Annotated in this window: 20 protein-coding genes; 8 read left to right on the forward strand and 12 right to left on the reverse strand. The window is 45.3% G+C overall.

What is annotated here, in order from left to right:
* Positions 1-7 precede the first annotated feature (7 nt).
* Positions 8-802 (forward strand): 3-methyl-2-oxobutanoate hydroxymethyltransferase, encoded by a 795-nt coding sequence (gene panB, locus ACXABW_RS12625; protein WP_252028197.1) that lies wholly within the window; start codon positions 8-10, stop codon positions 800-802.
* A 10-nt stretch (positions 803-812) separates the two neighbouring features.
* On the forward strand, positions 813-1,712 hold the full coding sequence (panC, locus tag ACXABW_RS12630) for a pantoate--beta-alanine ligase (protein ID WP_252028199.1): 900 nt from the start codon (positions 813-815) through the stop codon (positions 1,710-1,712).
* Positions 1,713-1,801: 89 nt separating this feature from the next.
* Here the strand turns inward: panC and ACXABW_RS12635 are convergent, their stop codons facing one another.
* From ACXABW_RS12635 to ACXABW_RS12645, 3 genes are all read right to left on the reverse strand, one after another.
* Positions 1,802-2,572 carry an ABC transporter permease gene (locus ACXABW_RS12635; RefSeq protein WP_252028200.1) on the reverse strand — a complete coding sequence of 257 codons (771 nt, stop codon included), beginning with the start codon at positions 2,570-2,572 and terminating at the stop codon, positions 1,802-1,804.
* Between the two features lies 1 nt (position 2,573).
* A complete protein-coding gene (locus ACXABW_RS12640) occupies positions 2,574-3,491 on the reverse strand; it encodes an ABC transporter ATP-binding protein (protein ID WP_265686089.1) in 918 nt (305 codons plus the stop codon).
* A 206-nt stretch (positions 3,492-3,697) separates the two neighbouring features.
* Entirely contained in the window at positions 3,698-5,368 is a 1,671-nt protein-coding gene (locus ACXABW_RS12645; RefSeq protein WP_457522997.1) for a SulP family inorganic anion transporter, read from the reverse strand.
* A gap of 238 nt (positions 5,369-5,606) precedes the next feature.
* Between ACXABW_RS12645 and can the strand changes: the two genes are divergently transcribed.
* The gene (gene can, locus ACXABW_RS12650) at positions 5,607-6,266 is read left to right on the forward strand and encodes a carbonate dehydratase (protein WP_252028205.1); all 660 of its coding nucleotides are present in this window, start codon (positions 5,607-5,609) and stop codon (positions 6,264-6,266) included.
* Between the two features lie 70 nt (positions 6,267-6,336).
* On the opposite strand, the gene hpt is transcribed toward can, so the two are convergent.
* Positions 6,337-6,867 (reverse strand): hypoxanthine phosphoribosyltransferase, encoded by a 531-nt coding sequence (hpt, locus tag ACXABW_RS12655; RefSeq protein WP_252028207.1) that lies wholly within the window; start codon positions 6,865-6,867, stop codon positions 6,337-6,339.
* Between the two features lie 313 nt (positions 6,868-7,180).
* Here hpt and ACXABW_RS12660 point away from each other — a divergent pair, with 313 nt between their 5' ends.
* The gene (locus ACXABW_RS12660) at positions 7,181-7,798 is read left to right on the forward strand and encodes a LuxR/HapR/OpaR family quorum-sensing transcriptional regulator (RefSeq protein WP_457522998.1); all 618 of its coding nucleotides are present in this window, start codon (positions 7,181-7,183) and stop codon (positions 7,796-7,798) included.
* A gap of 127 nt (positions 7,799-7,925) precedes the next feature.
* On the opposite strand, the gene lpdA is transcribed toward ACXABW_RS12660, so the two are convergent.
* The 7 genes from lpdA to xerD all read right to left on the reverse strand — a co-directional run bounded on the left by lpdA (position 7,926) and on the right by xerD (position 18,943).
* Positions 7,926-9,356: a dihydrolipoyl dehydrogenase gene (lpdA, locus tag ACXABW_RS12665; protein WP_457523000.1), complete on the reverse strand. Its 1,431-nt coding sequence runs from the start codon at positions 9,354-9,356 to the stop codon at positions 7,926-7,928.
* Between the two features lie 259 nt (positions 9,357-9,615).
* Positions 9,616-11,511 (reverse strand): pyruvate dehydrogenase complex dihydrolipoyllysine-residue acetyltransferase, encoded by a 1,896-nt coding sequence (aceF, locus tag ACXABW_RS12670; protein WP_457523001.1) that lies wholly within the window; start codon positions 11,509-11,511, stop codon positions 9,616-9,618.
* Between the two features lie 30 nt (positions 11,512-11,541).
* A complete protein-coding gene (gene aceE, locus ACXABW_RS12675) occupies positions 11,542-14,205 on the reverse strand; it encodes a pyruvate dehydrogenase (acetyl-transferring), homodimeric type (protein ID WP_457523003.1) in 2,664 nt (887 codons plus the stop codon).
* Between the two features lie 49 nt (positions 14,206-14,254).
* On the reverse strand, positions 14,255-15,025 hold the full coding sequence (pdhR, locus tag ACXABW_RS12680; protein ID WP_252028216.1) for a pyruvate dehydrogenase complex transcriptional repressor PdhR: 771 nt from the start codon (positions 15,023-15,025) through the stop codon (positions 14,255-14,257).
* Positions 15,026-15,439: 414 nt separating this feature from the next.
* A complete protein-coding gene (gene recJ / locus ACXABW_RS12685; RefSeq protein WP_457523005.1) occupies positions 15,440-17,176 on the reverse strand; it encodes a single-stranded-DNA-specific exonuclease RecJ in 1,737 nt (578 codons plus the stop codon).
* A gap of 48 nt (positions 17,177-17,224) precedes the next feature.
* A complete protein-coding gene (locus ACXABW_RS12690) occupies positions 17,225-18,031 on the reverse strand; it encodes a thioredoxin fold domain-containing protein (protein WP_457523007.1) in 807 nt (268 codons plus the stop codon).
* Positions 18,032-18,046: 15 nt separating this feature from the next.
* Positions 18,047-18,943 carry a site-specific tyrosine recombinase XerD gene (gene xerD, locus ACXABW_RS12695; protein ID WP_252030842.1) on the reverse strand — a complete coding sequence of 299 codons (897 nt, stop codon included), beginning with the start codon at positions 18,941-18,943 and terminating at the stop codon, positions 18,047-18,049.
* Between the two features lie 158 nt (positions 18,944-19,101).
* Between xerD and fldB the strand changes: the two genes are divergently transcribed.
* Entirely contained in the window at positions 19,102-19,620 is a 519-nt protein-coding gene (fldB, locus tag ACXABW_RS12700) for a flavodoxin FldB (RefSeq protein WP_252028222.1), read from the forward strand.
* Positions 19,621-19,724: 104 nt separating this feature from the next.
* On the opposite strand, the gene ampD is transcribed toward fldB, so the two are convergent.
* Positions 19,725-20,279 carry a 1,6-anhydro-N-acetylmuramyl-L-alanine amidase AmpD gene (ampD, locus tag ACXABW_RS12705; RefSeq protein WP_252028224.1) on the reverse strand — a complete coding sequence of 185 codons (555 nt, stop codon included), beginning with the start codon at positions 20,277-20,279 and terminating at the stop codon, positions 19,725-19,727.
* Between the two features lie 155 nt (positions 20,280-20,434).
* Between ampD and nadC the strand changes: the two genes are divergently transcribed.
* The 3 genes from nadC (at position 20,435) to pilB (ending at position 23,717) form a co-directional block, all read left to right on the forward strand.
* A complete protein-coding gene (gene nadC, locus ACXABW_RS12710) occupies positions 20,435-21,337 on the forward strand; it encodes a carboxylating nicotinate-nucleotide diphosphorylase (protein WP_252028226.1) in 903 nt (300 codons plus the stop codon).
* A gap of 254 nt (positions 21,338-21,591) precedes the next feature.
* Positions 21,592-22,032, forward strand: a complete 441-nt coding sequence (locus tag ACXABW_RS12715; RefSeq protein WP_457523009.1) for a pilin — start codon at positions 21,592-21,594, stop codon at positions 22,030-22,032.
* A complete protein-coding gene (pilB, locus tag ACXABW_RS12720; RefSeq protein WP_457523011.1) occupies positions 22,032-23,717 on the forward strand; it encodes a type IV-A pilus assembly ATPase PilB in 1,686 nt (561 codons plus the stop codon). The genes ACXABW_RS12715 and pilB overlap by 1 nt, the downstream gene beginning before the upstream one ends.
* The last annotated feature ends 15 nt before the right edge of the window (positions 23,718-23,732 follow it).

Below are 23,732 nucleotides of genomic sequence, written 5' to 3' on the forward strand. Positions count from 1 at the left end.
AAATCCAATGAAAAAAATTACCATCAACGACCTGATTAAGTGGAAACAAGAAGGTCGTAAATTTGCCACTTCTACTGCTTACGATGCGAGCTTCGCTCAACTTTTCGAAAGCCAAAATATGCCAGTACTGCTAGTCGGTGATTCATTAGGCATGGTACTGCAAGGTCGCCCAGACACTTTGCCAGTTACGGTAGAAGAAATGGCTTACCATACGCGCTGTGTACGTGCCGGTAGCCCAAACTGCTTATTGATGGCTGACATGCCATTTATGAGCTACGCGACACCTGCACAAGCCTGCGAAAATGCGGCTAAGCTTATGCAAGCAGGCGCGAACATGGTAAAAATCGAGGGTGGTGAATGGCTAGTTGATACCATCAAAATGCTGACCGAACGAGCAGTTCCTGTATGTGCTCACTTAGGCCTAACCCCTCAATCAGTAAATATTTTTGGCGGCTATAAAGTGCAAGGCCGTGATCAAGAAAAAGCAGATAAGATGGTTAAAGATGCGCTGGCATTACAAGAAGCTGGCGCTCAAATCATACTTTTAGAGTGTGTACCATCTAGCTTGGCAAAACGTATCACCGAAGTGCTAGACGTGCCGGTAATCGGTATCGGAGCAGGCAACGAGACCGATGGCCAAATCCTAGTGATGCACGATATGTTCGGCATTTCAGCGACCTATATGCCAAAATTCTCTAAAAACTTTCTGGCTGAGACTGGCGATATGCAGTCAGCGGTTGCGAAATACATTGAACAAGTTCAAGACGCAACCTTCCCAGACGAAGCTCATACGATTGCCTAGAGGGTAAGTTATGCAAACTTTCGCAGATATCTCTGCGCTGCGTGAACAAATCAAGCAGCTAAAGCGTGAAGGCCGAAAAATCGCGTTTGTCCCTACAATGGGCAACCTACACGAAGGCCACCTAACGCTCGTTCGCAAGGCTCGAGAAAATGCCGATGTGGTTGTGGTTAGTATCTTCGTCAACCCTATGCAATTTGAGCGCGCAGACGATCTAAACAACTACCCGAGAACACTCGAAGACGACCTGAGCAAACTGAATGCAGAAGCGGTTGAGCTTGTTTTCACTCCAACGCCTGAAGTTATGTACCCAGACGGCCTAGATAAACAGACTTTCGTTGAAGTACCAGGTTTGTCACATATGCTGGAAGGCGCTTCTCGCCCAGGACATTTCCGAGGTGTAGCAACTATCGTCACTAAGCTGTTTAACATTGTTCAGCCAGACGTAGCGTGCTTTGGTGAAAAAGATTTCCAGCAGTTGGCTGTCATTCGTCAGATGACCATCGATCTTGCAATGGATATTGAAATCATCGGCGTTCCAACAGTACGCGAGATGGATGGCCTAGCAATGAGCTCTCGCAATGGCCTACTGACCATGGATGAGCGGCAGCGTGCCCCTGTATTAGCACGTACGATGCGTTGGATAAACAGTGCAATGCGTGGTGGCCGTGATGACTATGCATCCATCATTGAAGATGCGAGTGACCAGCTACGAGCCGCAGGCCTACAGCCGGATGAAATCTTTATTCGTGATGCGCGCACTCTGCAAGCTATTACCTCTGAATCTACTCAGGCGGTTATTCTAATGTCTGCGTTCTTGGGCCAAGCACGTTTGATTGATAACCAAACTGTTGAACTCGTAGTAGAAAGCAAAGAAGAAGAAAACACCGAATCTTCAGCTGAAGCTGAATAACGGGACTAGCAAATACAATAAAGGGTTGGCACATGCCAACCCTTTTCTTTTTATGCTCAGCTCAAGCTAGGGTCTATTGACCCTAAGCATTAACTTCTCAGCCCAATGCCTCGAGTTACCAAATAGTGCGCAACCGCATATAGAGCCACGACGAAGGCACCAAGCACGCTGAACGACGTCACAATCCCAACATCAGACACACCTAAAAATCCATAGCGGAACGCATTCACCATGTAGACGATTGGGTTGATTTTCGACACGCCTTGCCAAAACTCAGGCAATAAGCTGATTGAGTAGAACACACCACCAAGGTATGTCAGCGGAGTCAGCACGAAAGTAGGGATGATGGAAATATCATCAAATGTTTTTGCGTATACCGCATTGATCAATCCGCCTAACGAGAACACAACTGAGGTCATAAACACCGTAGCGATGATGATGCCCCAATGATCCACTTGAAGATCGACAAAGAACAGCGAAACAAACGTAACAATCGTTCCCACGAGCAAACCTCGTACTACGCCTCCCATAACAAAACCGAAAATGATCACATAGTTAGGTACTGGCGCGACTAAAAGCTCTTCAATATTTTTCTGGAACTTTGCACTAAAGAATGAGGAAGCCACGTTGGAGTATGAGTTGGTGATCACCGACATCATGATCAAACCAGGGACGATATATTCCATATAGCTAAAGCCGTTCATTTCACCGATTCTAGAGCCTATTAAGCTGCCAAAAATGATGAAATATAGCGTCATGGTAATGGCTGGTGGTACAAGTGTTTGCACCCAAATTCGTGTAAAGCGGTTCACTTCTTTCGTCAGCAAGCTAACAAAGGCAGTCCAATATAGCTGATACATTTTACTTACCTCCTTCACGCACAATGCTGACAAACAGCTCTTCTAAGCGGTTGGCTTTGTTACGCATCGACAACACTTTGATGCCTTGTTCGGTCAACTGAGTAAAGATAGCGTTCAGCCCCTGCGTTTTCTCGATCTCAATCTCTAAAGAGCCATTCACAAAGACTTGGCTATTCACCCCTGTCAACTGAGGCTCAACGCTGCCTTCTTCTAGGTCAAGAATGAAGGTTTCTACATGCAACTTACCCAAAAGATCTTTCATGGTCGTGTTTTCAATCAGCTCACCTTTGTTGATGATGCCAATATTGCGACACAACATTTCTGCCTCTTCAAGGTAGTGAGTTGTCAGAATGATTGTAATGCCCTGCTCAGAGTTGATTTCTTTAAGAAACTCCCACATCGATCGGCGCAGCTCGATATCAACACCAGCGGTAGGCTCATCGAGGATCAAAAGTTGAGGTTCATGCATCAACGCTCGCGCAATCATTAATCGGCGTTTCATACCGCCAGATAAGTTTCGCGCACGTTCGCTACGTTTTTCCCAAAGATCGAGTTTTGTCAGATACTTTTGAGCTCTTTCCTTTGCCAGCGCTTTAGGTACACCGTAGTAACCCGCCTGCTGCAGTACAATCTGCTCGACCGTCTCAAACTGGTTAAAATTGAATTCTTGCGGAACTAATCCAAGGTTTTGCTTGGCGAGTTCGAGGTCTGTATCAATATCAAAACCAAACACTTTAACCTTGCCCGATGTTTTATTGACTAGCGAAGAGATCACCCCAATGGTGGTAGATTTACCCGCTCCATTTGGCCCGAGTAAAGCGTAGAAGTCGCCTTTTTTTACGCTAAGGCTAATCCCTTTTAATGCTTCGAAGCCACCCGCATAGGTCTTGCGAAGCAGTTCTATTTCTAATGCGTACATTGCTTTTAGTTACCTTCAATTCATCAGGCAGTCGTTATTTATTCAGTTTATCGTCGAATGACGATTAAGACAAACAACAGTTCGATTTTTTTGGAAATATTTAAGTATAAATGCTCAATTGAGATATGGGTTGTCGTACACCCGGTAATAAAAAAGCCGCTGAATAAATCAAGCGGCTTCAAGTGAAGTCATTAAGACATCAATGATTATACAGCCTGTACTTGGTGTTCATCAGTATCTACGTATTTAAGCGCCGCATTTAATGCTTCATAGCGGAATGAGTAAGTATTGCCATCATCCACTAAATCCAACACATGGAATTTCTCCAATTGCTGACGAGTCTGCTCATTCGGGCACAGTAAAAAGACTTCACAATTTGCATCTTGAGCATCTTTAATTGCATTCTCTAATGCCAAACCAACGGTAACATCGATCATTGGTACGTCAGTCAGATCTAAAATCATGACTTCATAATCTGAGATACTGCTGTGCTGACGAGAGATCGCTTTAGAGACACTGAAGATCATTGGGCCTGATAAGTAGAAAAACAAGACCTTGCCACTGGCTTGATCCAATAAACCGCGTTCGCTATCGGTAAGTGGCACATCATCTTCATCCGCATCACTAATGGCTTTGACTTGCCTTGCTTGTTCACGGCTCAAGCGTTCGATGATGATGATGTTTGAAATAAATACCCCAAGCCCCACAGCCACAATAAGGTCAACGAAGACAGTTAATAACATCACACCATACATCACCGCCATGCCCGGAAAACTGACTTTGTGAGCGCGCTGGATAAAACTCCAGTCGAGAATGTTAAAGCCGACGTAAACCGCAATACCAGCCAGTACCGCCATCGGGATCGGTTCGGTCAATCCACCCGCAACCAACACAACCAAGGCCAACACCAGTGCACGCACGACACCCGACATCGGAGAGCGAGCTCCGACCTGAATGTTGGTTACTGTGCCCATTGTAGCGCCGGCTCCAGGAAGAGCACCGAACAAACCTGAAATCATGTTAGCTAGCCCCTGGCCTCGAAGTTCTTTATCTGAATCGTGTTCTTTACGCGTCAGTGAGTCTCCAATAACAGCGGTTAGCAACGTATCAATACAACCTAATGTACCCAACACCAATGCATCGATTACCATCTCAGTAAACATAGCTGGGTCAATATGCGGCACAACAAGCGAAGGTAAGCCTGCTGGTATTTCACCAATTCGACGAATCGATTCTGTGTCAAACACTATCACCGACAGCAGTGTCACTGCGACCAAAGCAACTAACTGAGCGGGTACATACTTTCGATATTGTTTTGGGAAAAAGAACAAGATACCCAGAGTCAGTAAGCCAAGAAACAGCTCACTAAATTTCATGTTTTCGACAGTTTCAGGTAGTGCTGAAAGTGTGCCCATAACCCCACCAGCTGGAGCGGCATGGCCCAATAAAGGAGACAACTGAAGAATGATTAAAATGACACCAATTCCCGACATAAAGCCGGAAATCACGCTGTATGGCATCAAAGTAACGTACTTACCCAGCTTTAAAGTACCCAGTAGGATCTGAAACGCACCAGCCATCATCACCACAGTGAAGGTCATCGCCATCCCCGTTTCAGGGTATTTCGCCATCATGCTGGTCAATACCGCGGTCATGATAACCGTCATAGGGCCTGTTGGCTCAGAGATAAGAGTATTAGAACCACCAAACAGCGAGGCAAACAACCCCACCATGATAGCGCCCCAAAGGCCGGCTTCTGCTCCTGCCCCCGAAGCAACACCAAACGCAAGTGCTAGAGGTAAGGAGATAATAGCGGTCGTCACACCACCAAATGCATCTCCTTTCAGATTAAAATCTGCGAAACGACGTCCAAACAAAATTCAGCTCCCTGCTGATAAAAAAACAAATCACATTACTGTATCAAATGTTAACAAAAAGGTTTATATATTCAAATTCGGCTATATAGTTTTTACTTATAACTAAAAAGCAGGACTACTGCTAAATCAATGATTTTAAGTGCTATAACTCGTCAGATGAGTGCATTTAGACACACTTTTAAAGAGATTGAAATTGTAACATTGTGTATAGTGGGCGGAGTTGATGAAGGGAATTGAGATGCCGGAAATTAAACAGCTTTTTGAAAACAATTCTAAGTGGTCTGAGTCTATCAAATCAGAGCGCCCAGAGTACTTTGCCAAGCTCGAAGAAGGGCAAAACCCAGGCTTTCTTTGGATTGGATGTTCCGACAGTCGCGTGCCAGCAGAGCGCCTAACAGGCCTGTATTCTGGAGAACTGTTTGTTCACCGCAACGTCGCTAACCAAGTCATTCATACCGATCTAAACTGTTTATCAGTTGTGCAGTATGCAGTAGACGTATTGAAGGTAAAACACATTATTGTATGTGGTCACTACGGCTGTGGTGGTGTTAATGCAGCAATTGATAATCCGCAATTGGGCCTTATCAATAACTGGCTGCTGCACATACGTGATCTTTACTTAAAGCACCGTAACTGGCTAGGTGAATTACCGCGTGAGCAATGGGGTGACAAGCTTTGTGAGATTAACGTTGCTGAGCAAGTTTATAATCTAGGAAACTCGACCATCATGCAGACTGCATGGGAAAGAGGACAAGACGTCGAAATCCACGGCGTAGTTTACGGCATCGGTGATGGCAAACTACAGGACCTTGGTGTCCGTTGTTCCAGCCGAGAAACATTAGAAGTGAACTATCAAGCGGCGATGTCGAAAATACTGAGTACTCAGGTCAGCAAATAAACAAATTCACAAATAAAAAACGCCCGCTACTGCGGGCGTTTTTTATTTTTAACTGAGGATAAGCGAATGCTTATTCTTGTGGTACCACTTTACCAATGTACGGAAGGTGACGGTACTTCTGTGCGTAGTCGATACCTACACCCACAACAAACTCATCTGGGATTTCAAAACCAATCCATTTAACATCAACGTCAACTTCACGACGAGATGGCTTATCCAACAGAGTACAGATTTGTACAGATTTAGGCTCACGTAAGCTCAGAATTTCTTTGACCTTGTTCAAGGTATTACCCGTGTCGATAATGTCTTCTACAAGCAGTACATCTTTCCCTTTGATGTCGTCATCAAGATCTTTAAGAATACGTACATCACGAGAGCTTTCCATCGTATTACCGTAGCTAGAAGCAGTCATGAAATCGACTTGGTGAGTAAGCTCAATCGCACGAGCCAAATCTGCCATAAACACAAAAGATCCACGTAGTAGACCCACCATGACTAGATCTTCGCTACCTTGGTAGTGCTCTGTAATCTGTTTACCTAGTTCTTGAACTCGTTCGTGGACTTCCTTCTCAGAAATCATCACTTCAATTGTATGCTTCATACCAATCTCGTTTAGTAGGTGACTATAGCAGTATCGGCCACTTTGGCGGTGTCTGCTACTTAGTTTCGGCGCTCATAATACCACTCCTCACAGCCTGTGTTAAACCCTCCAGACCGCTAAGGTTGTTAGTAGGTTGTTGTTTTACTATCACATTAAAACCCAACCTTATTAACACAATTGACTATAAAACAACCGACAGGCATTGACCTCTTTCATATGCACCATTACACTCATAGAGCGTCAGAAATAATAAAATAATCAACAGGGTAAAACCCAAATATAAATAAACAACTCAATTGGCAAGGAATATAAAATGGACACAATAGCTAAAAGACCGCGCACGCGCCTGTCTCCACAAAAGCGCAAACTTCAGCTAATGGAAATTTCATTAGAGGTATTTGCAAAACGAGGAATTGGCCGCGGAGGTCACGCAGACATTGCTGAAATCGCTCAAGTTTCAGTAGCAACAGTATTTAATTACTTCCCTACTCGTGAAGATTTGGTCGACGATGTTCTTAACCACGTAGTTCGTCAATTCTCGAATTTCCTATCAGACAACATCGATCTTGATCTTCACGCGAAAGAGAACCTTAGCAACATCACTAACGAAATGATCAACCTAGTGATCCAAGACTGTCACTGGCTGAAAGTTTGGTTTGAGTGGAGTGCTTCTACTCGCGATGAAGTATGGCCACTGTTTGTTTCAACTAACCGCACAAACCAATTGCTGGTCAAAAACATGTTTGTAAAAGCAATTGAACGTGGCGAAGTATGCGACGAACACGAACCAGAAGATCTGGCGACTCTGTTCCACGGAATATGCTACTCACTGTTCGTTCAAGCTAACCGCGTTAAGAACGAAGCAGCAATGCACAAACTCATTAACAGCTACCTTGATATGCTGTGTATCTACAAGCACGAAGAGGCTTAACTTCCTGCTTTGAAAGTGAATAATCACTTCTGACGCTTTGATTATTCATTTTCACGAGATATAAAAAAACCGCTGATAAATCAGCGGTTTTTTTTATGCATTCAAAAAAGCGTTTGCTTCAGAAGAATTATTTTTTCTTCTTAACTGCTTTCTTGTTTGGAAGGTCAGTGATTGAACCTTCAAATACTTCCGCAGCTAGACCAACTGACTCATGTAGAGTTGGGTGAGCGTGGATAGTTAGAGCGATATCTTCAGCATCACAACCCATTTCGATTGCTAGACCGATTTCACCTAGTAGTTCACCACCGTTAGTACCAACGATAGCACCACCAATTACGCGGTGAGTTTCTTTGTCAAAGATAAGCTTAGTCATACCATCTGCACAGTCAGATGCGATTGCACGACCAGAAGCAGCCCATGGGAATGTTGCCACTTCGTACTTGATACCTTCTTCTTTCGCTTCTTTCTCAGTCTTACCAACCCATGCCACTTCTGGCTCAGTGTAAGCAATTGAAGGAATAACTTTAGGGTCGAAGTAGTGCTTCTTACCAGAGATAACTTCAGCCGCTACGTGACCTTCATGCACACCTTTATGCGCTAGCATTGGTTGACCAACGATATCACCGATTGCAAAGATATGAGGAACATTAGTACGCATTTGCTTATCAACGTTGATGAAGCCGCGCTCGTCGATTTCTAGACCCGCTTTCTCACCATCGATTAGTTGACCGTTTGGTACACGACCGATAGCAACTAGAACCGCATCGTAACGCTCAGCTTCCGCTGGCGCTTTCTTGCCTTCCATTGATACGTAGATACCGTCTTCTTTCGCTTCAACTGCAGTCACTTTCGTTTCTAGCATTAGGTTGAACTTGTTCTTCACACGCTTAGTGTAAACTTTAACGATATCTTTATCCGCCGCTGGGATAACTTGGTCGAACATCTCAACCACATCTACTTTAGAACCTAGAGATTGGTAAACGGTACCCATTTCAAGACCGATGATACCACCGCCCATGATAAGTAGTTTTCCAGGAACTTCTTTCAGCTCTAGAGCATCTGTAGAATCCCAAATACGTGGGTCTTCGTGTGGGATGAATGGCAGTTTGATTGGGCGAGAGCCCGCAGCAACGATTGCATTATCGAAGTTAACCGTTTTTGATTCGCCTTCACCTTCAACCAAAATAGAGTTAGGACCAGTGAACTTACCGTAGCCGTTAACTACAGTTACGTTACGCATCTTAGCCATACCGCCAAGACCGCCAGTCAGTTGGTTTACAACTTTCTCTTTCCAGATGCGGATCTTGTTGATATCAGTTTGTGGCTCACCAAAAACGACACCGTGATCAGCCATCGCTTTTGCTTCTTCAATTACTTTAGAAACGTGTAGAAGCGCTTTAGATGGGATACAGCCAACATTTAGACATACACCGCCTAAGGTGCTGTAGCGCTCGATCAGTACAGTTTCAAGACCTAAGTCTGCACAACGGAATGCAGCTGAGTAACCAGCAGGACCAGAACCAAGTACAACAACTTGGGCTTTAATTTCTTTGCTCATTGTGACCTCTTGTAGTCATTATCCCTAACAGGCTGAGTGGGTATTGATTTATTTGTTCAAGTCGATTTGTTTTAAACAGTTATTTTCAGACCGCCAACAGTTTACAGAGATGTTAATGGAGTGAAAAGTAAATCAATTTAGCCTGTGAGCTAGACAACAATTCGTTTGAGAATCCACGTTTTCTTGCCAACGTGAGACGACGAATTGTCGGTATTCTTAGTAGTAGAGGCGGCAACTGCCGCCTCTAAATTTATGGTTCTTAAAGAACTAGACGACGAATGTCTGATAGTGCACCGTTTAGGAACGTAATGAAACGCGCACCTTCAGCACCATCGATCACACGGTGGTCGTATGAAAGAGATAGTGGAAGCTGTAGGCGTGGTTCGAACTCTTTACCGTTCCACACTGGTTTCATTTCAGACTTAGACACCCCTAGGATACCAACTTCTGGAGCGTTTACGATTGGTGTAAACGCAGTACCACCGATACCACCTAGGCTAGAGATTGTGAAACAACCGCCTTGCATATCACCAGCAGTTAGCTTACCAGCACGTGCTTTCTTAGAAATTGCCATTAGCTCTTCAGATAGCTCGTAGATGCCTTTCTTGTTCACGTCTTTGAATACAGGAACAACAAGACCGTTAGGCGTATCTACTGCGATACCGATGTTCACGTATTTCTTAAGAATGATGCTTTCGCCATCTTCAGATAGAGAAGAGTTGAACGCTGGGAACGCCTCAAGTGCTTTAGCAGCAGCTTTCATGATGAACACTAGTGGAGTGATCTTCATTCCAGTGTCTTTCTTCGCTTCGATTGCATTCTGCTCTTTACGGAATGCTTCTAGCTCAGTGATGTCTGCGTTATCCCACTGTGTAACGTGAGGGATCATTACCCAGTTACGGTGCAAGTTAGCGCCTGAGATCTTCTTGATCTTAGAAAGCTTCTGAACTTCAGTTTCGCCGAACTTGCTGAAGTCCACTTTTGGCCAAGGTAGTAGACCAAGAGCCGCGCCGTCGCCTTTACCAGATGCTGCTGCACCTGCGCCAGACTCAAGACGCTTAAGCGCATCTTTAACGTAAGCTTGAACGTCTTCTTTTAGGATACGGCTCTTACGACCAGTACCTTTAACCTTAGATAGGTTAACGCCGAACTCACGAGCAAGACGACGAACAACTGGAGACGCGTGAGCGTAATCATTGTTCTCTTGGAAATCACCAGTCGTTGCTGGAGCTGCTGCCGCTGGAGCTTCAGCTTTAGGAGCTGGTGCTGCCGCAGGTGCCGCTGCTTGAGCAGGGGCTGCAACAGGAGCTGGAGCTGCGCCAGCTACTTCGAATACCATGATTAGAGAACCAGTCGTTACTTTATCGCCAGCTGCAATCTTGATCTCTTTTACTGTACCAGCAAATGGTGCAGGAACTTCCATTGAAGCTTTGTCGCCTTCAACAGTAATTAGAGATTGCTCTTCTTCAACTGTATCGCCAACCGCTACCATTACTTCAGTAACTTCAACTTCATCACCGCCGATATCTGGAACGTTTACTTCTTTGTCAGCTGAAGCCGCTGGAGCAGCTGCTACTGGAGCTTCTGCTGCAGCAGGTGCCGCTGGAGCGCCAGAGCCTGCAGTTTCAAATACCATGATCAGAGAGCCAGTCGTTACTTTGTCGCCAGCTGCTACTTTGATCTCTTTTAGCGTACCAGCGAATGGTGCAGGTACTTCCATTGAAGCTTTGTCGCCTTCAACCGTTAGAAGAGATTGCTCTTCTTCGATGCTGTCGCCAACTGCAACCATGATTTCAGTAACTTCTACTTCGTCGCCACCGATATCTGGAACGTGAACTTCTTTCAATTCTGCCGCTGCTGCTGGAGCTGGAGCTGCTACTGGAGCCGCTTCTGCCGCAGGAGCAGGTGCAGCAGCTGCTGCACCCTCGGCTTCGAAAATCATGATTAGAGAACCAGTCGTAACAGAATCACCTTCCGCTACTTTGATTTCTTTAACAATACCTGCTTGAGACGCTGGAACTTCCATAGAAGCTTTGTCGCCTTCAACAGTGATCAGAGACTGTTCTTCTTCAACCTTGTCGCCAACGCTTACAAGAATTTCAGTAACTTCAACCTCATCCGCACCGATGTCAGGTACATTAATTTCGATTGCCATTGCTTATTTACCTTCTAGTTAAGCGCTGTATTAAGCGTATTGTGGGTTAGTTTTTTCAGTGTCGATGTTGAACTTAGCAATCGCTTCAACGACTACTGATTTCTCAACATCACCACGCTTCGCTAGCTCAGTAAGAGCTGCAACAACTACGTAGCCTGCATTAACTTCGAAGTGACGACGTAGGTTCTCACGGCTGTCAGAACGGCCGTAACCATCAGTACCCAGTACTTTGTAAGACTCAGAAGGCATGAACGCGCGAACTTGCTCAGAGTAGTTCTTCATGTAGTCAGTCGCTGCGATAGCTGGCTCAGTACCCATAACTTGTGCAATGTAAGGTACTTTCGCTTCACCTTCAGGGTGTAGCATGTTGTAACGCTCTGCGTCTTGACCGTCACGAGTTAGCTCGTTGAACGATGTTACAGAGAACACGTCAGATGCGATGCCATACTCTTCGCTTAGGATAGCCGCTGCTTTACGTACTTCGTTCATGATAGTACCAGAGCCCATTAGCTGAACTTTAGACTTGTCACCTGCGTAAGACTCAAGCTTGTAGATACCCTTACGGATGCCTTCTTCAGCGCCTTCTGGCATTGCTGGCATTGCGTAGTTTTCGTTCATTACAGTCAGGTAGTAGAACACGTTCTCTTGGTTCTCACCGTACATGCGACGGATACCGTCTTGCATGATTACTGCAACTTCGTAAGCGAATGTTGGGTCGTAAGAGATACAGTTAGGTACTGTATTCGCCATGATGTGCGAGTGGCCATCTTCGTGCTGTAGGCCTTCACCGTTTAGCGTTGTACGACCTGCAGTTGCACCTAGTAGGAAACCACGAGCTTGTTGGTCACCTGCCATCCATGCCATATCACCTACACGTTGGAAACCAAACATTGAGTAGTAGATGTAGAACGGAATCATTGGCAGATCGTTTGTGCTGTATGACGTTGCAGCAGCAACCCAAGAAGCCATTGAGCCTAGCTCGTTGATACCTTCTTGTAGAACCTGACCAGACGTAGCTTCTTTGTAGTAAGAAACGATGCCTTTATCTTCTGGCGTGTACTCCTGGCCGTGCGGGTTGTAGATACCGATCTGACGGAATAGACCTTCCATACCAAACGTACGAGCTTCGTCACAGATGATAGGAACGATGTTCTTACCAATGTTCTTGTTCTTAAGCAAAATGTTAAGAGTACGAACGTAAGCCATAGTTGTAGAGATATCACGCTTCTGCTCGCTTAGTAGCGGCGCGAACTCTTCTAGCTCAGGTGTATTGAATTCTTGAGTGAACTTAGGTAGACGCTGCGGCGTGTAACCTTTTAGTTCTTTACGACGAGCGTGTAGGTATTCGTATTCTGCAGTACCTTCTTCAAGTTTCAGGTATGGCAGTTCTGCTACTTTCTCATCAGATAGGATGTCTTGAAGACCTAGACGATCACGTAGGTGTAGTACGTGAGTCATATCCATCTTCTTAACTTGGTGCGCGATGTTCTTACCTTCAGCCGCTTCACCCATGCCGTAACCTTTAACAGTCTTAGCTAGGATTACTGTTGGGCGACCTTTAGTTTCTGCCGCGTTTTTGTAAGCTGCATATAGCTTAGAAGACTCGTGACCACCACGCTTAAGAGCGAAGATTTCGTCATCAGTCATGTCCGCAACTAGTGCAGCTGTTTCTGGGTACTTACCAAAGAAGTGCTCACGTACGTACGCGCCATCTTTAGATTTAAATGTTTGGTAGTCGCCATCTACAGTTTCATTCATTAGCTGTAGTAGTTTACCAGACGTATCTTTAGCAAGTAGTGAATCCCAGTTGCTACCCCAGATAACTTTAACAACGTTCCAACCAGCACCTTTGAATAGGCCTTCTAGTTCTTGGATGATGCTACCGTTACCCATTACAGGGCCATCTAGACGCTGTAGGTTACAGTTGATTAGGAAACATAGGTTGTCTAGTTTCTCACGCGCAGCGAAAGAAAGTGAACCACGTGATTCAGGCTCGTCCATCTCGCCGTCACCTAGGAATGCGTATACACGCTGTGCAGACGTGTCTTTCATGCCACGGCCGTCTAGGTACTTAAGGAAACGCGCTTGGTAGATCGCAGAAATTGGACCTAGACCCATAGATACAGTTGGGAACTGCCAGAACTCAGGCATCAGTTTAGGGTGCGGGTATGATGGAATACCTTTGCCGTCTACTTCTTGACGGAAGTTGTCCAGCTGCTCTTCAGTTAGACGACCTTCAACGAATGCACGAGAGTAGATGCCTGGTGAAATATGACCTTGGTAGTAAACTAGATCGCCACCATCCGTCTCATTTGGAGCGCGGAAGAAGTGGTTGAAACATACTTCGTAGAATGCAGCAGCAGACTGGTAAGAAGCCATGTGACCACCTAGGTCTAGGTCTTTCTTAGATGCACGCAATACGATCATGATTGCGTTCCAGCGAATGATTGAGCGAATACGGCGCTCTAGAGTAACGTCACCTGGGTAAGCTGGCTCTTGAGCTGCAGGAATGGTGTTGATGTAGTTAGTGTTGATACCTGTTGGCATATCAACGCCATCTAAACGAGCTTTCTCTAGAACAGTTTCTAGTAGGAACTGAGCGCGTTCTACACCTTCTTCACGTACAACTGACTCAAGGGCTTGTAGCCAATCCTGAGTTTCTAGTGCGTCTACGTCATGCTTCATATCAGACATGGCGATCTATCCTTCTGTTGGTTGGATCTAGTTAAACAAGTAATGGCCGCTATAGCGGCTCATTACCTCGTTGAATTCGACGCAAAGAGCGTTCTCTGCGCGACTCTTCTCGAGTCAAATCCAACAAAGTTTCTTCGATATAAGCTAAGTGTGAGTGACACATTTCACGCGCCTTTTCAGGCTGACCCGAAACAATGGCATCCACCATGTTAGCTCTGTGTTTACTTACTTTTTCGACCACTTCATCGCGGCGATGTAACAGCTTTAGATTCTGTAAGACATTTTGCTCGAGCAGAGGGGCTAAGCTACGAACAATGTGCAGCAGAACTACGTTATGAGCGGCTTCCGTCAGGGCAACAAGAAATTCCATCACGGCGGCTGCTTCAGCTTCCACATTTTTGTTCGTTTGCTCTACTCCGATTTTTTCAAGGCAAGCTTGAATTCGAGCAAAGTCTTCATCGGTTCCACGAATTGCTGCAAAGTACGCAGAAATCCCTTCCATCGCATGGCGAGATTCAAGTAAATCAAGCTGTGTTTCGGAGTGGCTAGACAATAAATTTAGCAGAGGATCTGAAAAGTTCTTCCAGATATTCTCACTAACAAACGTTCCGCCACCTTGGCGACGGTTAAGAAGTTTCTTTGCTTCTAAGCGTTGGATAGCTTCTCGGACTGAAGGACGTGACACATCGAACTGTTTTGCCAGCTCACGCTCTGGTGGCAGTTGTTGCCCCGGAGACAATGTTCCTTCCACAATCAGCCTTTCTAATTCTTGTTCTATGACATCAGAAAGTTTTGGCTGACGAATCCTTTGATAAGCCATATTTATTGTTCTTCTACTATTGCAGTCAATTGGTAATACCAATTCTAAGTTGGTGCAGAAATTAACATAATTAAAACAGCGCTGTCCAGCCAAAATTTGATTCAAATCATAGAACACTTCACGCTTAAACACTTTGATAACAATAAGCCATTAAAACAGCAAAAAAAATGGTCTGACCAATTACAAAATGTAAACAGATGGGGATATAGCGTGCCAGATATCACAGTTTAGCGAGGCACTTTTAAAGAAATATGAATAGAGTATGTCGATAAAAGAAGGGAAATGTGAACCGGTACCGAGCAGTTTAGATGCCCTCTAAAACAAGAAAGCATTGAGCTACTCGTAACTCAATGCTTACACTAGGAACAAAGGTCAGCTCTTGAAACAATGGGTTAGTTCACCCTCCAGTTTCCATTACTTCGCTTCAAGGTGGTCGACCATCAATTGTAAAGATTGGTTACCTCGAAACTCGTTAATATCCAACTTGTACGCTAAGCGTACTGTTTTTACTGACGCATCTGGCCAACGGCGCAAATCGACGTTAAATGCGATTCCATCAATCATGATATTAGTTGGGTGACCTTTATGCAGAGGCTCTAGCATTAACTTGAGGTGTTTCTCCCCCACCAATTTCTGGTGCAACACTTTGAACTCACCATCGAAGATAGGCTCTGGGAACGCCTGCCCCCATGGACCGCCAGCGCGAAGCAACTCTGCAGTGTGCATAGAAAACTCTTCCGGCGTGAGTTCACCATCACTCAATATCACCCCTTTTAATGCGGCTTCATCAAGCTCTTCTTTCACGGCGGCATCAAATAGCTTAGAAAACTGTTCAAAATTGTTTTCAGCTATCGTCAAACCTGCCGCCATCGCATGGCCACCAAATTTTACAATTAAGCCAGGATTTTGAGTATCAATACGATCCAATACATCTCGCATATGTAAACCAGGAATCGATCGACAAGAGCCTTTAATGCTACCTTCACCACCGTCGGCAAACGCAATCACTGGGCGATGAAATTTTTCTTTGATTCTCGACGCTAAAATACCGATTACACCTTGATGCCAATCACGTTGGAACAGCACAAGTCCATGGGGCATGTCCTTGTCACCAAACTGGAGTCGTTCACAAAAAGCCATGGCTTCTTGCTTCATACCCTCTTCAATCTCTTTGCGCGTTTGATTCAATCCATCCAGCTCACTCGCCATTCTTCTTGCTGCATGGATGTTATTACTCATAAGTAGCTCTACACCGAATGACATGTCATCCAATCGGCCCGCGGCATTGATTCTTGGCCCCAATGCAAAGCCAAAATCTGAAGCGACTAAGCGGCGTGCATCGCGCTTCGCTACTTCAATCAAAGCTTGAATTCCTGGCCGGGCTTTACCTGCGCGAATACGTTGTAAGCCCTGATGAACCAAAATTCGGTTGTTATCGTCCAGCGGCACGACATCGGCTACGGTACCGAGTGCCACAAGGTCTATAAGCTCCATTAACTTTGGCTCGGCCATACCTTGATCGGCAAACCAACCAACCTTTCTCATATGCACACACAGCGCCATCATGAGATAAAATGCAACGCCTACTCCCGCCAATGCCTTTGACGGAAAATCGCAGCTGTCTAGATTCGGATTCACCATTGCATCAACATCAGGCAGCACATGTCCAGGCAAGTGATGATCGGTGACAAGTACTTGTAAGCCTTGCTCTTTGGCATAACGAACACCGTCAATCGACGATACTCCGTTATCTACCGTCATGATGACTTCAGCACCGATTTCAATCGCTTGATCAACCACTTCAGGGCTCAAACCATAACCATCTTCAAAACGGTTAGGCACCAGGTAGTCAACGTTATGGCTACCAAGCATTCTTAATGCAAGCACTGATAACGCGGAACTGGTTGCACCATCAGCATCAAAATCACCGACAACAATAATGCGCTTGTTTTCAGTAATTGCATTGAAAAGCAGCACAACAGCGGCATCAATGCCACCTAACTTTTGATAAGAGTGCAGAGCGCGCGCTGATGTTTCTAGTTGCTGGGTAGAAGCAATACCACGGTTGATATAGATGCGCTTTAAGATAGGTGCTATCGAGTCAGGCAGTAAGGATAAATCAGGTTCGGGGCGGCGTTGAATTTCTATCATAACAGAGTAATAAGGCAGGCTTTACGCCTGCCTCCTTTTCAATATTGATTATTTTTCTAGGCGAGAAAGCAGTTCTGAAGGCGGTAAGTAACCACCAATCATTTCCCCACCAGGTAGGAATATGGAAGGTGTACCACTAATACCTAACTCACGGCCTAGAGTATAATGCTGAGCGATGGTTTTCTTAAACGGTGTTAGATCGCCATTTGGCTCCGGCATTTTACGATTAACTTTCGCATCATGCATGGCGAGCTTAGGATCTTGTGCAGCCCATATTGCCGCCATCTGCTCAGCCACAGAGCCCGTTGCACCTTGCCTTGGGTATGCCATGTATCTAACCGTGATGCCTAGCTTATTGTAATCGCTCATTTGATCATGCAGGCGAACGCAGTAACCACAAGTAATATCGGTAAATACCGTCACGACATACTTTTCGTTTTCAGCCTTAAACTCGATGGTTGAATCTTTAAGAGCGGCAATTTTCTCCGCGTTAATTGGCGCTTGACGTTTAGCCAAAACATCTTCGTAGCTGCCATCTTCTTTTAGGTGGTACAACGTTCCGGCTAAGAAGTAGTCTCCAGTTGGTGAGGCGAATAATACCCCTCCAGAAGTTTGAACCTCGACCAAACCGTCAATATCCGAAGGCTTTACGCTTAGGACTTTAAGCCCTAGCTTGCTGAACTTGTCTTGGAATTGTTTCGCTTCACCAGTCAATTGCCCTTCTTTACTCGCAACAGCGGTATTATCAGTCTGAGCAGGTTGTTGTTCTGCGGCTTCCGCAGGTTTATTTTCTTCACTACATGCAGCAAGCAGTAGTGGCAATGCAATAAGTGGTAGTCGGCGTAGTACGCTCATTAAATTCACCTTAAATCAAGCTCTTGGATGATGCTCGCTATGTAGCTGTTTCAATCTTTCTGTGGCGACGTGAGTATAAATTTGTGTAGTAGATAAGTCACTATGGCCTAAAAGCATCTGTACGACTCTGAGATCTGCGCCATAGTTCAATAAATGCGTTGCAAACGCGTGTCGCAGCACATGTGGGGATAATAACTCTGTGTCGATACCTGCGATCACTGCATAGTGCTTGATTCGATGCCAAAACGTCTGCCTTGTCATTTGACGTGCGCGTTTACTCGGAAAGACTACGTCAGATGTATTATCACCAAGCAGATCAGCTCGTCCGTTAGAAAGAAATGCTTCAATCCAATCAACAGCATTCTCTCCCATTGGCACCAACCTTTCTTTACCACCTTTACCTGTTACTCGAACAACACCTTGGCGTAGGCTGATGTTCTCCATGGTTAAGCTCACTAATTCTGTCACGCGCAGCCCTGTCGCGTACAAAAGTTCAAGCATGGCTTTATCTCTTAGTTCCATGGGATCGTTAGGGTCTGGCGCATCGAGTAATGCGTCCACCTGCGCTTCCGACAAATCTTTGGGTAAACGCTTGGGCAGCTTAGGACTGACCAATAGTGCACTAGGATCATCAGCTCGAAGTTTTTCTCTGTGCAAATACTGGAACAAACGGCGAATTGCCGACAGCATGCGAGCCCGAGAGGTTTGTTTGTAATCTTGGTCCACCAGCCACGTTTGATATTCCTGCAATCCCGACAAGCTGATAAAGTCCAATCGATAGTTATTCTGCTCCATCCACTGCAACAATTTTTTCAGATCGTTACGGTAAGACGCCAGTGTATTTTCCGATAGGCCTCGCTCCATCCACATGGAATCAAGAAACTGCTCAACGATACCTTGGTCAGCTGACATTATTTCAGACACGGTAAAACCTCTTTATTTAGCTGTCCTCAGGTTAAGTGAGAGTGGACGCTAATGCTATAAAAATTCACATTTCGCTCTTATAGGCGCTGCAATTCTCGTCAGAATATGGGTAGAATCCGACATCTCCCATCAAAAATCACAATTTTATGAAGATCGGACTGTTTTACGGCTCAACCACCTGCTATACCGAAATGGCAGCAGAAAAAATTCGCGCAATTATCGGTGAAGACCTTGTCGACATCCATAACGTTAAAGAAAGTCCACTTTCTTTAGTCAGTGATTACGATCTGTTGATCTTTGGTATCTCTACGTGGGATTTTGGCGAAATCCAAGAAGATTGGAGCGCAATATGGGATCAAATCGCTGGCGTATCTCTAAACGGCAAGTGCGTCGCCTTGTTCGGACTCGGCGATCAAGAAGGCTATGGCGAGTGGTATCTCGATGCCATGGGGATGCTGCATGATGAAATCGTCGCAATTGGTGCACAGGTCATCGGTTACTGGCCAAATCAAGGCTACGAATTCGAAGCATCGAAAGCGCTGACAGAAGACAAGTCTCATTTTGTTGGTCTGGCTCTTGATGAAGATTCACAATATGAACTTAGCGATGAACGCATTGCGTCTTGGGTAGAGCAAATTTTGGTGGAATACCAAGAAACGCTTTAACAGACCGCTTCAATAAAGGATAACAAAGGGCTGGGGTGAAAATACCAGCCCTTTTTCTATGATGCCACTCATACATAGTGGCTCCAACAATCTGACTTCAACGACTAGAGCGCGTTATTTTTTAGAGACCGACGGAATCTAACCCAATCAAAGACTAATCCAGGGTCGGTTTTTCTCAGTGGCGCAATGTATTGATGGCCTGTGATTCTCGGCACGGTGATACCTGGGAATGTGTCCATTAACTGCAGAGTAAGTGCCTGCAACGCAGCATACTGTTCTTCTGTATAAGCAAGGTAATCACAGCCTTCCAGCTCAATGCCTATTGAGTAGTCATTGCACTTCTCCCGCCCTGCAAAGCTAGACGCCCCCGCATGCCACGCTCGAGCCTTAAAAGGGACAAACTGTACTACCTCTCCATCTCTGCGAATTAAGCAGTGCGCCGACACACCCATCTTATGGATTACCTGAAAAAAAGGGTGTTCATTCGGGTCCAGATTACCAGTAAAGAATTGCTCAATATACGGCCCACCAAACTGACCCGGAGGCAAACTGATGTTATGGACCACCAGCAAAGATATGTCGCTGTTGTCACTTCTTTGGTCGAAATAGGGAGACGGCACATGCCGCGCGTGGCTATACCAGCCTTGGCTATCAATCATATTCGGCTTTCACTAGAGTTTGAGCTAATAGTTTGGAGTTGATCTAATAGTTTGATTTTATCGGTTTAGAAATGAAATGCGAACTTAAGGGCTGAATTTCATGTTCAGTCAGCGTATCATGCCCACCCCACTTCAATTCAGATGTTAGATTTGCGATGAAAGACACACATAACAGCCAAGAGCGCCTTGAATATTTGAAGCAACAACTACCTCTAGAAATTTCTCGAGCAGTCGCCGACACCCTAAGAGAAGATCTTGGTGGCACACTGGATCCTGTCGCTGATATTACTGCAAGTCTAATCCCTGCTGGTGCCAACAACACTGCGACAATTATTACTCGTGAACATGGTGTTTTCTGTGGCAAAGCGTGGGCAGATGAAGTGTTCAAACAACTTGCTGAACAAGAGAACGGTAGCGCAGTTACGATCGAATGGCACGTTGAAGATGGCGATAAAGTAGAACCGAATCAGGTACTTTGTACTCTATCCGGTTCAGCACGTATGCTCCTGACGGGAGAGCGTAACGCAATGAACTTTATCCAAACGCTATCAGGTTGTGCGACAGTAACCGCCGAATACGCAGAGAAGATCAAGCATACTAACTGCCGCTTACTCGATACTCGCAAAACCATTCCAGGCCTTCGTAGTGCCCTCAAGTACGCCGTTGCTTGTGGTGGTGGCTTTAATCACCGCATTGGTGTTTTTGATGCTTACTTAATCAAAGAAAACCATATCATCGCCAATGGTGGTATTTCACAGACCATCAAAACTGCTAAAGAACTCAACCCAGGCAAACCGGTTGAAGTGGAAACCGAGAGCATAGAAGAGCTAAAAGAAGCGATTGAAGCTGGTGCTGATATTATCATGCTAGATAACTTCACCACCGATATGATGCGTGAAGCGGTTAAAATCAACGCCGGCCGAGCTGCACTAGAAAATTCAGGCAACGTTACCCTTGAAACCATTTCTGAATTTGCTGAAACCGGTGTCGATTACATTTCTGTTGGTGCTTTAACCAAGCATTTAAAGGCACTCGACCTCTCAATGAGATTCCAATAACCTTACATTTAAATTGGAATAAATATCTTATTTTTCAAACAATAAAGGGAAGCTTAGGCTTCCCTTTTCAGTTTCTCTCGTTGTTAATATATATACAATTAGTTTGACATCCATCGAATACATTTGTTCAGGGTATGAAAACGTGTATTAACTTTTACTAATTGACTCGCGCAAACTCTTCAACCTCATTCCCCACTTTTCAGATGCTTCCTATGCTCAGCGACATTCATTTTTCATCGCATATGGAGACTAGGATGAAAACAAGTAACAAACCCAAGCAGAGTGGTTTCACTCTGATCGAGCTTATGATTGTAGTGGCGATCATTGGTGTACTGTCAGCAATCGCTGTTCCTGCGTACCAAAATTACGTGGCGAAGAGCGAAGCAGCTTCTGGGCTGGCAACACTAAAGTCGATGATGACACCTGCTGAACTATATATACAGGAAAATGGGGACTTCTCTGCAACAGATCAGGCGGCTGTTTTCACAGCTGTCGGTATATCCGCCGGCTCAAACACTCTTGGCGAATTAAGCGTAAGTGGAACCAATGCAATTCAGTTCAAATTTACTTCTGGTTCTATGGCAACAAGTGGATCTGAAGGAACCATCACATACACTAAAAACGCTAGCGTAGGGTGGCAATGTACAACTAATACCAATATCCCAAGTTCAGCTAAGCCCGCTAGCTGTTCATAGTGCTAACCAACCTCGCAACCATACTTCGCCAAGCAGAATTGCTCTCCCCAGCTCAAGAGCAAGCACTTGGCGAACATATACAAGCTTCAGGAACCTGTGTTCCTGAAGCTTTACTTGCTCTCGACATCTTCAATCATCAAGATCTCACCACTCATCTAAGCCAGCTCTTTGGTTTACCCGAAACGGACATTACTCGATTTGATTACTCATCTCTTTGTGGCCAACTAGGACTACGAGAGCTGATTACTCGCTTTCAAGCACTCCCGCTACTCAGCAATAATTCAGTTTTGACCATTGCGGTAGCCGATCCTACTCATATCCAAATCGAAGACGAGTTTCGTTTCGCTACAGGGCTACAAGTCGAGTTAGTTCTGACTGACTTCAAAGCGATTCAATCGGCGATCCGGCAACTGTATGGTAAGCGAATCGGTCATCAGGCTTCTGGCAATCGGGACATAAGCCAAGACGAACTCGCCAATCTTGTCGAAGTGGCCGATGATGAAATCAACGCGATTGAAGATCTTAGCCAAGACGACTCCCCCGTGAGTCGATTTATCAACCAAATCTTGCTCGATGCGGCCCGAAAAGGGGCCTCAGATATTCATTTTGAGCCATACGAAGACCTTTATCGAGTGCGCCTCCGCTGCGATGGAATATTGGTTGAAACCCAACAGCCTGCCAACCATCTCAGCCGGCGCTTGTCGGCGCGAGTGAAAATTCTAGCTAGCCTTGATATCGCAGAGCGTAGGCTGCCGCAAGATGGACGCATCAAGCTCAAGCTAAACGAAACCACAGCCGTCGACATGCGCGTTTCAACCCTACCAACCCTTTGGGGGGAGAAAATAGTACTCCGTATTCTAGATAGTAGCAGCGCAAATTTGGATATCGATAAATTGGGTTATAACGAACAACAAAAGCAACTGTACCTGCAAGCACTTAAACGTCCTCAGGGCATGATTCTAATGACAGGCCCAACGGGTAGTGGAAAAACGGTCTCCCTATATACAGGCCTTTCCATTCTCAACACGTCCCAAGTCAACATATCTACTGCTGAAGACCCGGTTGAGATCAACTTGACGGGAATAAACCAAGTTCAGGTACAACCAAAGATCGGCTTCGGTTTCGCCCAAGCATTACGATCATTCCTTCGTCAAGATCCGGACATCGTCATGGTAGGGGAAATCCGCGATTTTGAAACCGCAGAGATCGCCGTTAAAGCTTCGCAAACAGGCCACCTCGTCTTATCAACTCTACATACTAACTCAGCGGCAGAAACCGTAGTTCGATTAAGTAACATGGGGGTCGAAGCCTTCAACCTTGCCTCATCTCTCAGCCTAATTATCGCCCAGCGATTAGCTCGCAGGCTTTGCTCACATTGTAAAACCCCTGTTCAAGATGATGCATTAATTCACCAACTCTCTCTGCCGAAAGAAAGCATGCTATTTGAAGCCAATCCCAAAGGGTGCAGTGAATGTACTGGTGGTTATTTAGGGCGGGTTGGGATTTACGAAGTAATGCCATTTGATGACAAGCTTTCTCAAGCTGTCATAAAAGGCGCAGGGGTTCAGGACATTGAACTACTGGCTAAGTCGCGAGGAATGCAAACGTTAAAAGAATCAGGGCTCGAAAAGCTGAAGCATGGCATAACCAGCTATAGTGAACTACAGCGCGTTCTTTATCTTTAAATTTCATCAACACCG

This window comes from Vibrio paucivorans (assembly GCF_054053395.1).

Bases quoted from the DNA above. Each gene is read 5' to 3' on its own strand.
- panB (WP_252028197.1), top strand. From the start codon at position 8: ATGAAAAAAATTACCATCAACGACCTGATTAAGTGGAAACAAGAAGGT.
- panC (WP_252028199.1), top strand. From the start codon at position 813: ATGCAAACTTTCGCAGATATCTCTGCGCTGCGTGAACAAATCAAGCAG.
- ACXABW_RS12635 (WP_252028200.1), bottom strand. From the start codon at position 2,572: ATGTATCAGCTATATTGGACTGCCTTTGTTAGCTTGCTGACGAAAGAA.
- ACXABW_RS12640 (WP_265686089.1), bottom strand. From the start codon at position 3,491: ATGTACGCATTAGAAATAGAACTGCTTCGCAAGACCTATGCGGGTGGC.
- can (WP_252028205.1), top strand. From the start codon at position 5,607: ATGCCGGAAATTAAACAGCTTTTTGAAAACAATTCTAAGTGGTCTGAG.
- hpt (WP_252028207.1), bottom strand. From the start codon at position 6,867: ATGAAGCATACAATTGAAGTGATGATTTCTGAGAAGGAAGTCCACGAA.
- ACXABW_RS12660 (WP_457522998.1), top strand. From the start codon at position 7,181: ATGGACACAATAGCTAAAAGACCGCGCACGCGCCTGTCTCCACAAAAG.
- lpdA (WP_457523000.1), bottom strand. From the start codon at position 9,356: ATGAGCAAAGAAATTAAAGCCCAAGTTGTTGTACTTGGTTCTGGTCCT.
- aceF (WP_457523001.1), bottom strand. From the start codon at position 11,511: ATGGCAATCGAAATTAATGTACCTGACATCGGTGCGGATGAGGTTGAA.
- aceE (WP_457523003.1), bottom strand. From the start codon at position 14,205: ATGTCTGATATGAAGCATGACGTAGACGCACTAGAAACTCAGGATTGG.
- pdhR (WP_252028216.1), bottom strand. From the start codon at position 15,025: ATGGCTTATCAAAGGATTCGTCAGCCAAAACTTTCTGATGTCATAGAA.
- recJ (WP_457523005.1), bottom strand. From the start codon at position 17,176: ATGATAGAAATTCAACGCCGCCCCGAACCTGATTTATCCTTACTGCCT.
- ACXABW_RS12690 (WP_457523007.1), bottom strand. From the start codon at position 18,031: ATGAGCGTACTACGCCGACTACCACTTATTGCATTGCCACTACTGCTT.
- xerD (WP_252030842.1), bottom strand. From the start codon at position 18,943: ATGTCAGCTGACCAAGGTATCGTTGAGCAGTTTCTTGATTCCATGTGG.
- fldB (WP_252028222.1), top strand. From the start codon at position 19,102: ATGAAGATCGGACTGTTTTACGGCTCAACCACCTGCTATACCGAAATG.
- ampD (WP_252028224.1), bottom strand. From the start codon at position 20,279: ATGATTGATAGCCAAGGCTGGTATAGCCACGCGCGGCATGTGCCGTCT.
- nadC (WP_252028226.1), top strand. From the start codon at position 20,435: ATGAAAGACACACATAACAGCCAAGAGCGCCTTGAATATTTGAAGCAA.
- ACXABW_RS12715 (WP_457523009.1), top strand. From the start codon at position 21,592: ATGAAAACAAGTAACAAACCCAAGCAGAGTGGTTTCACTCTGATCGAG.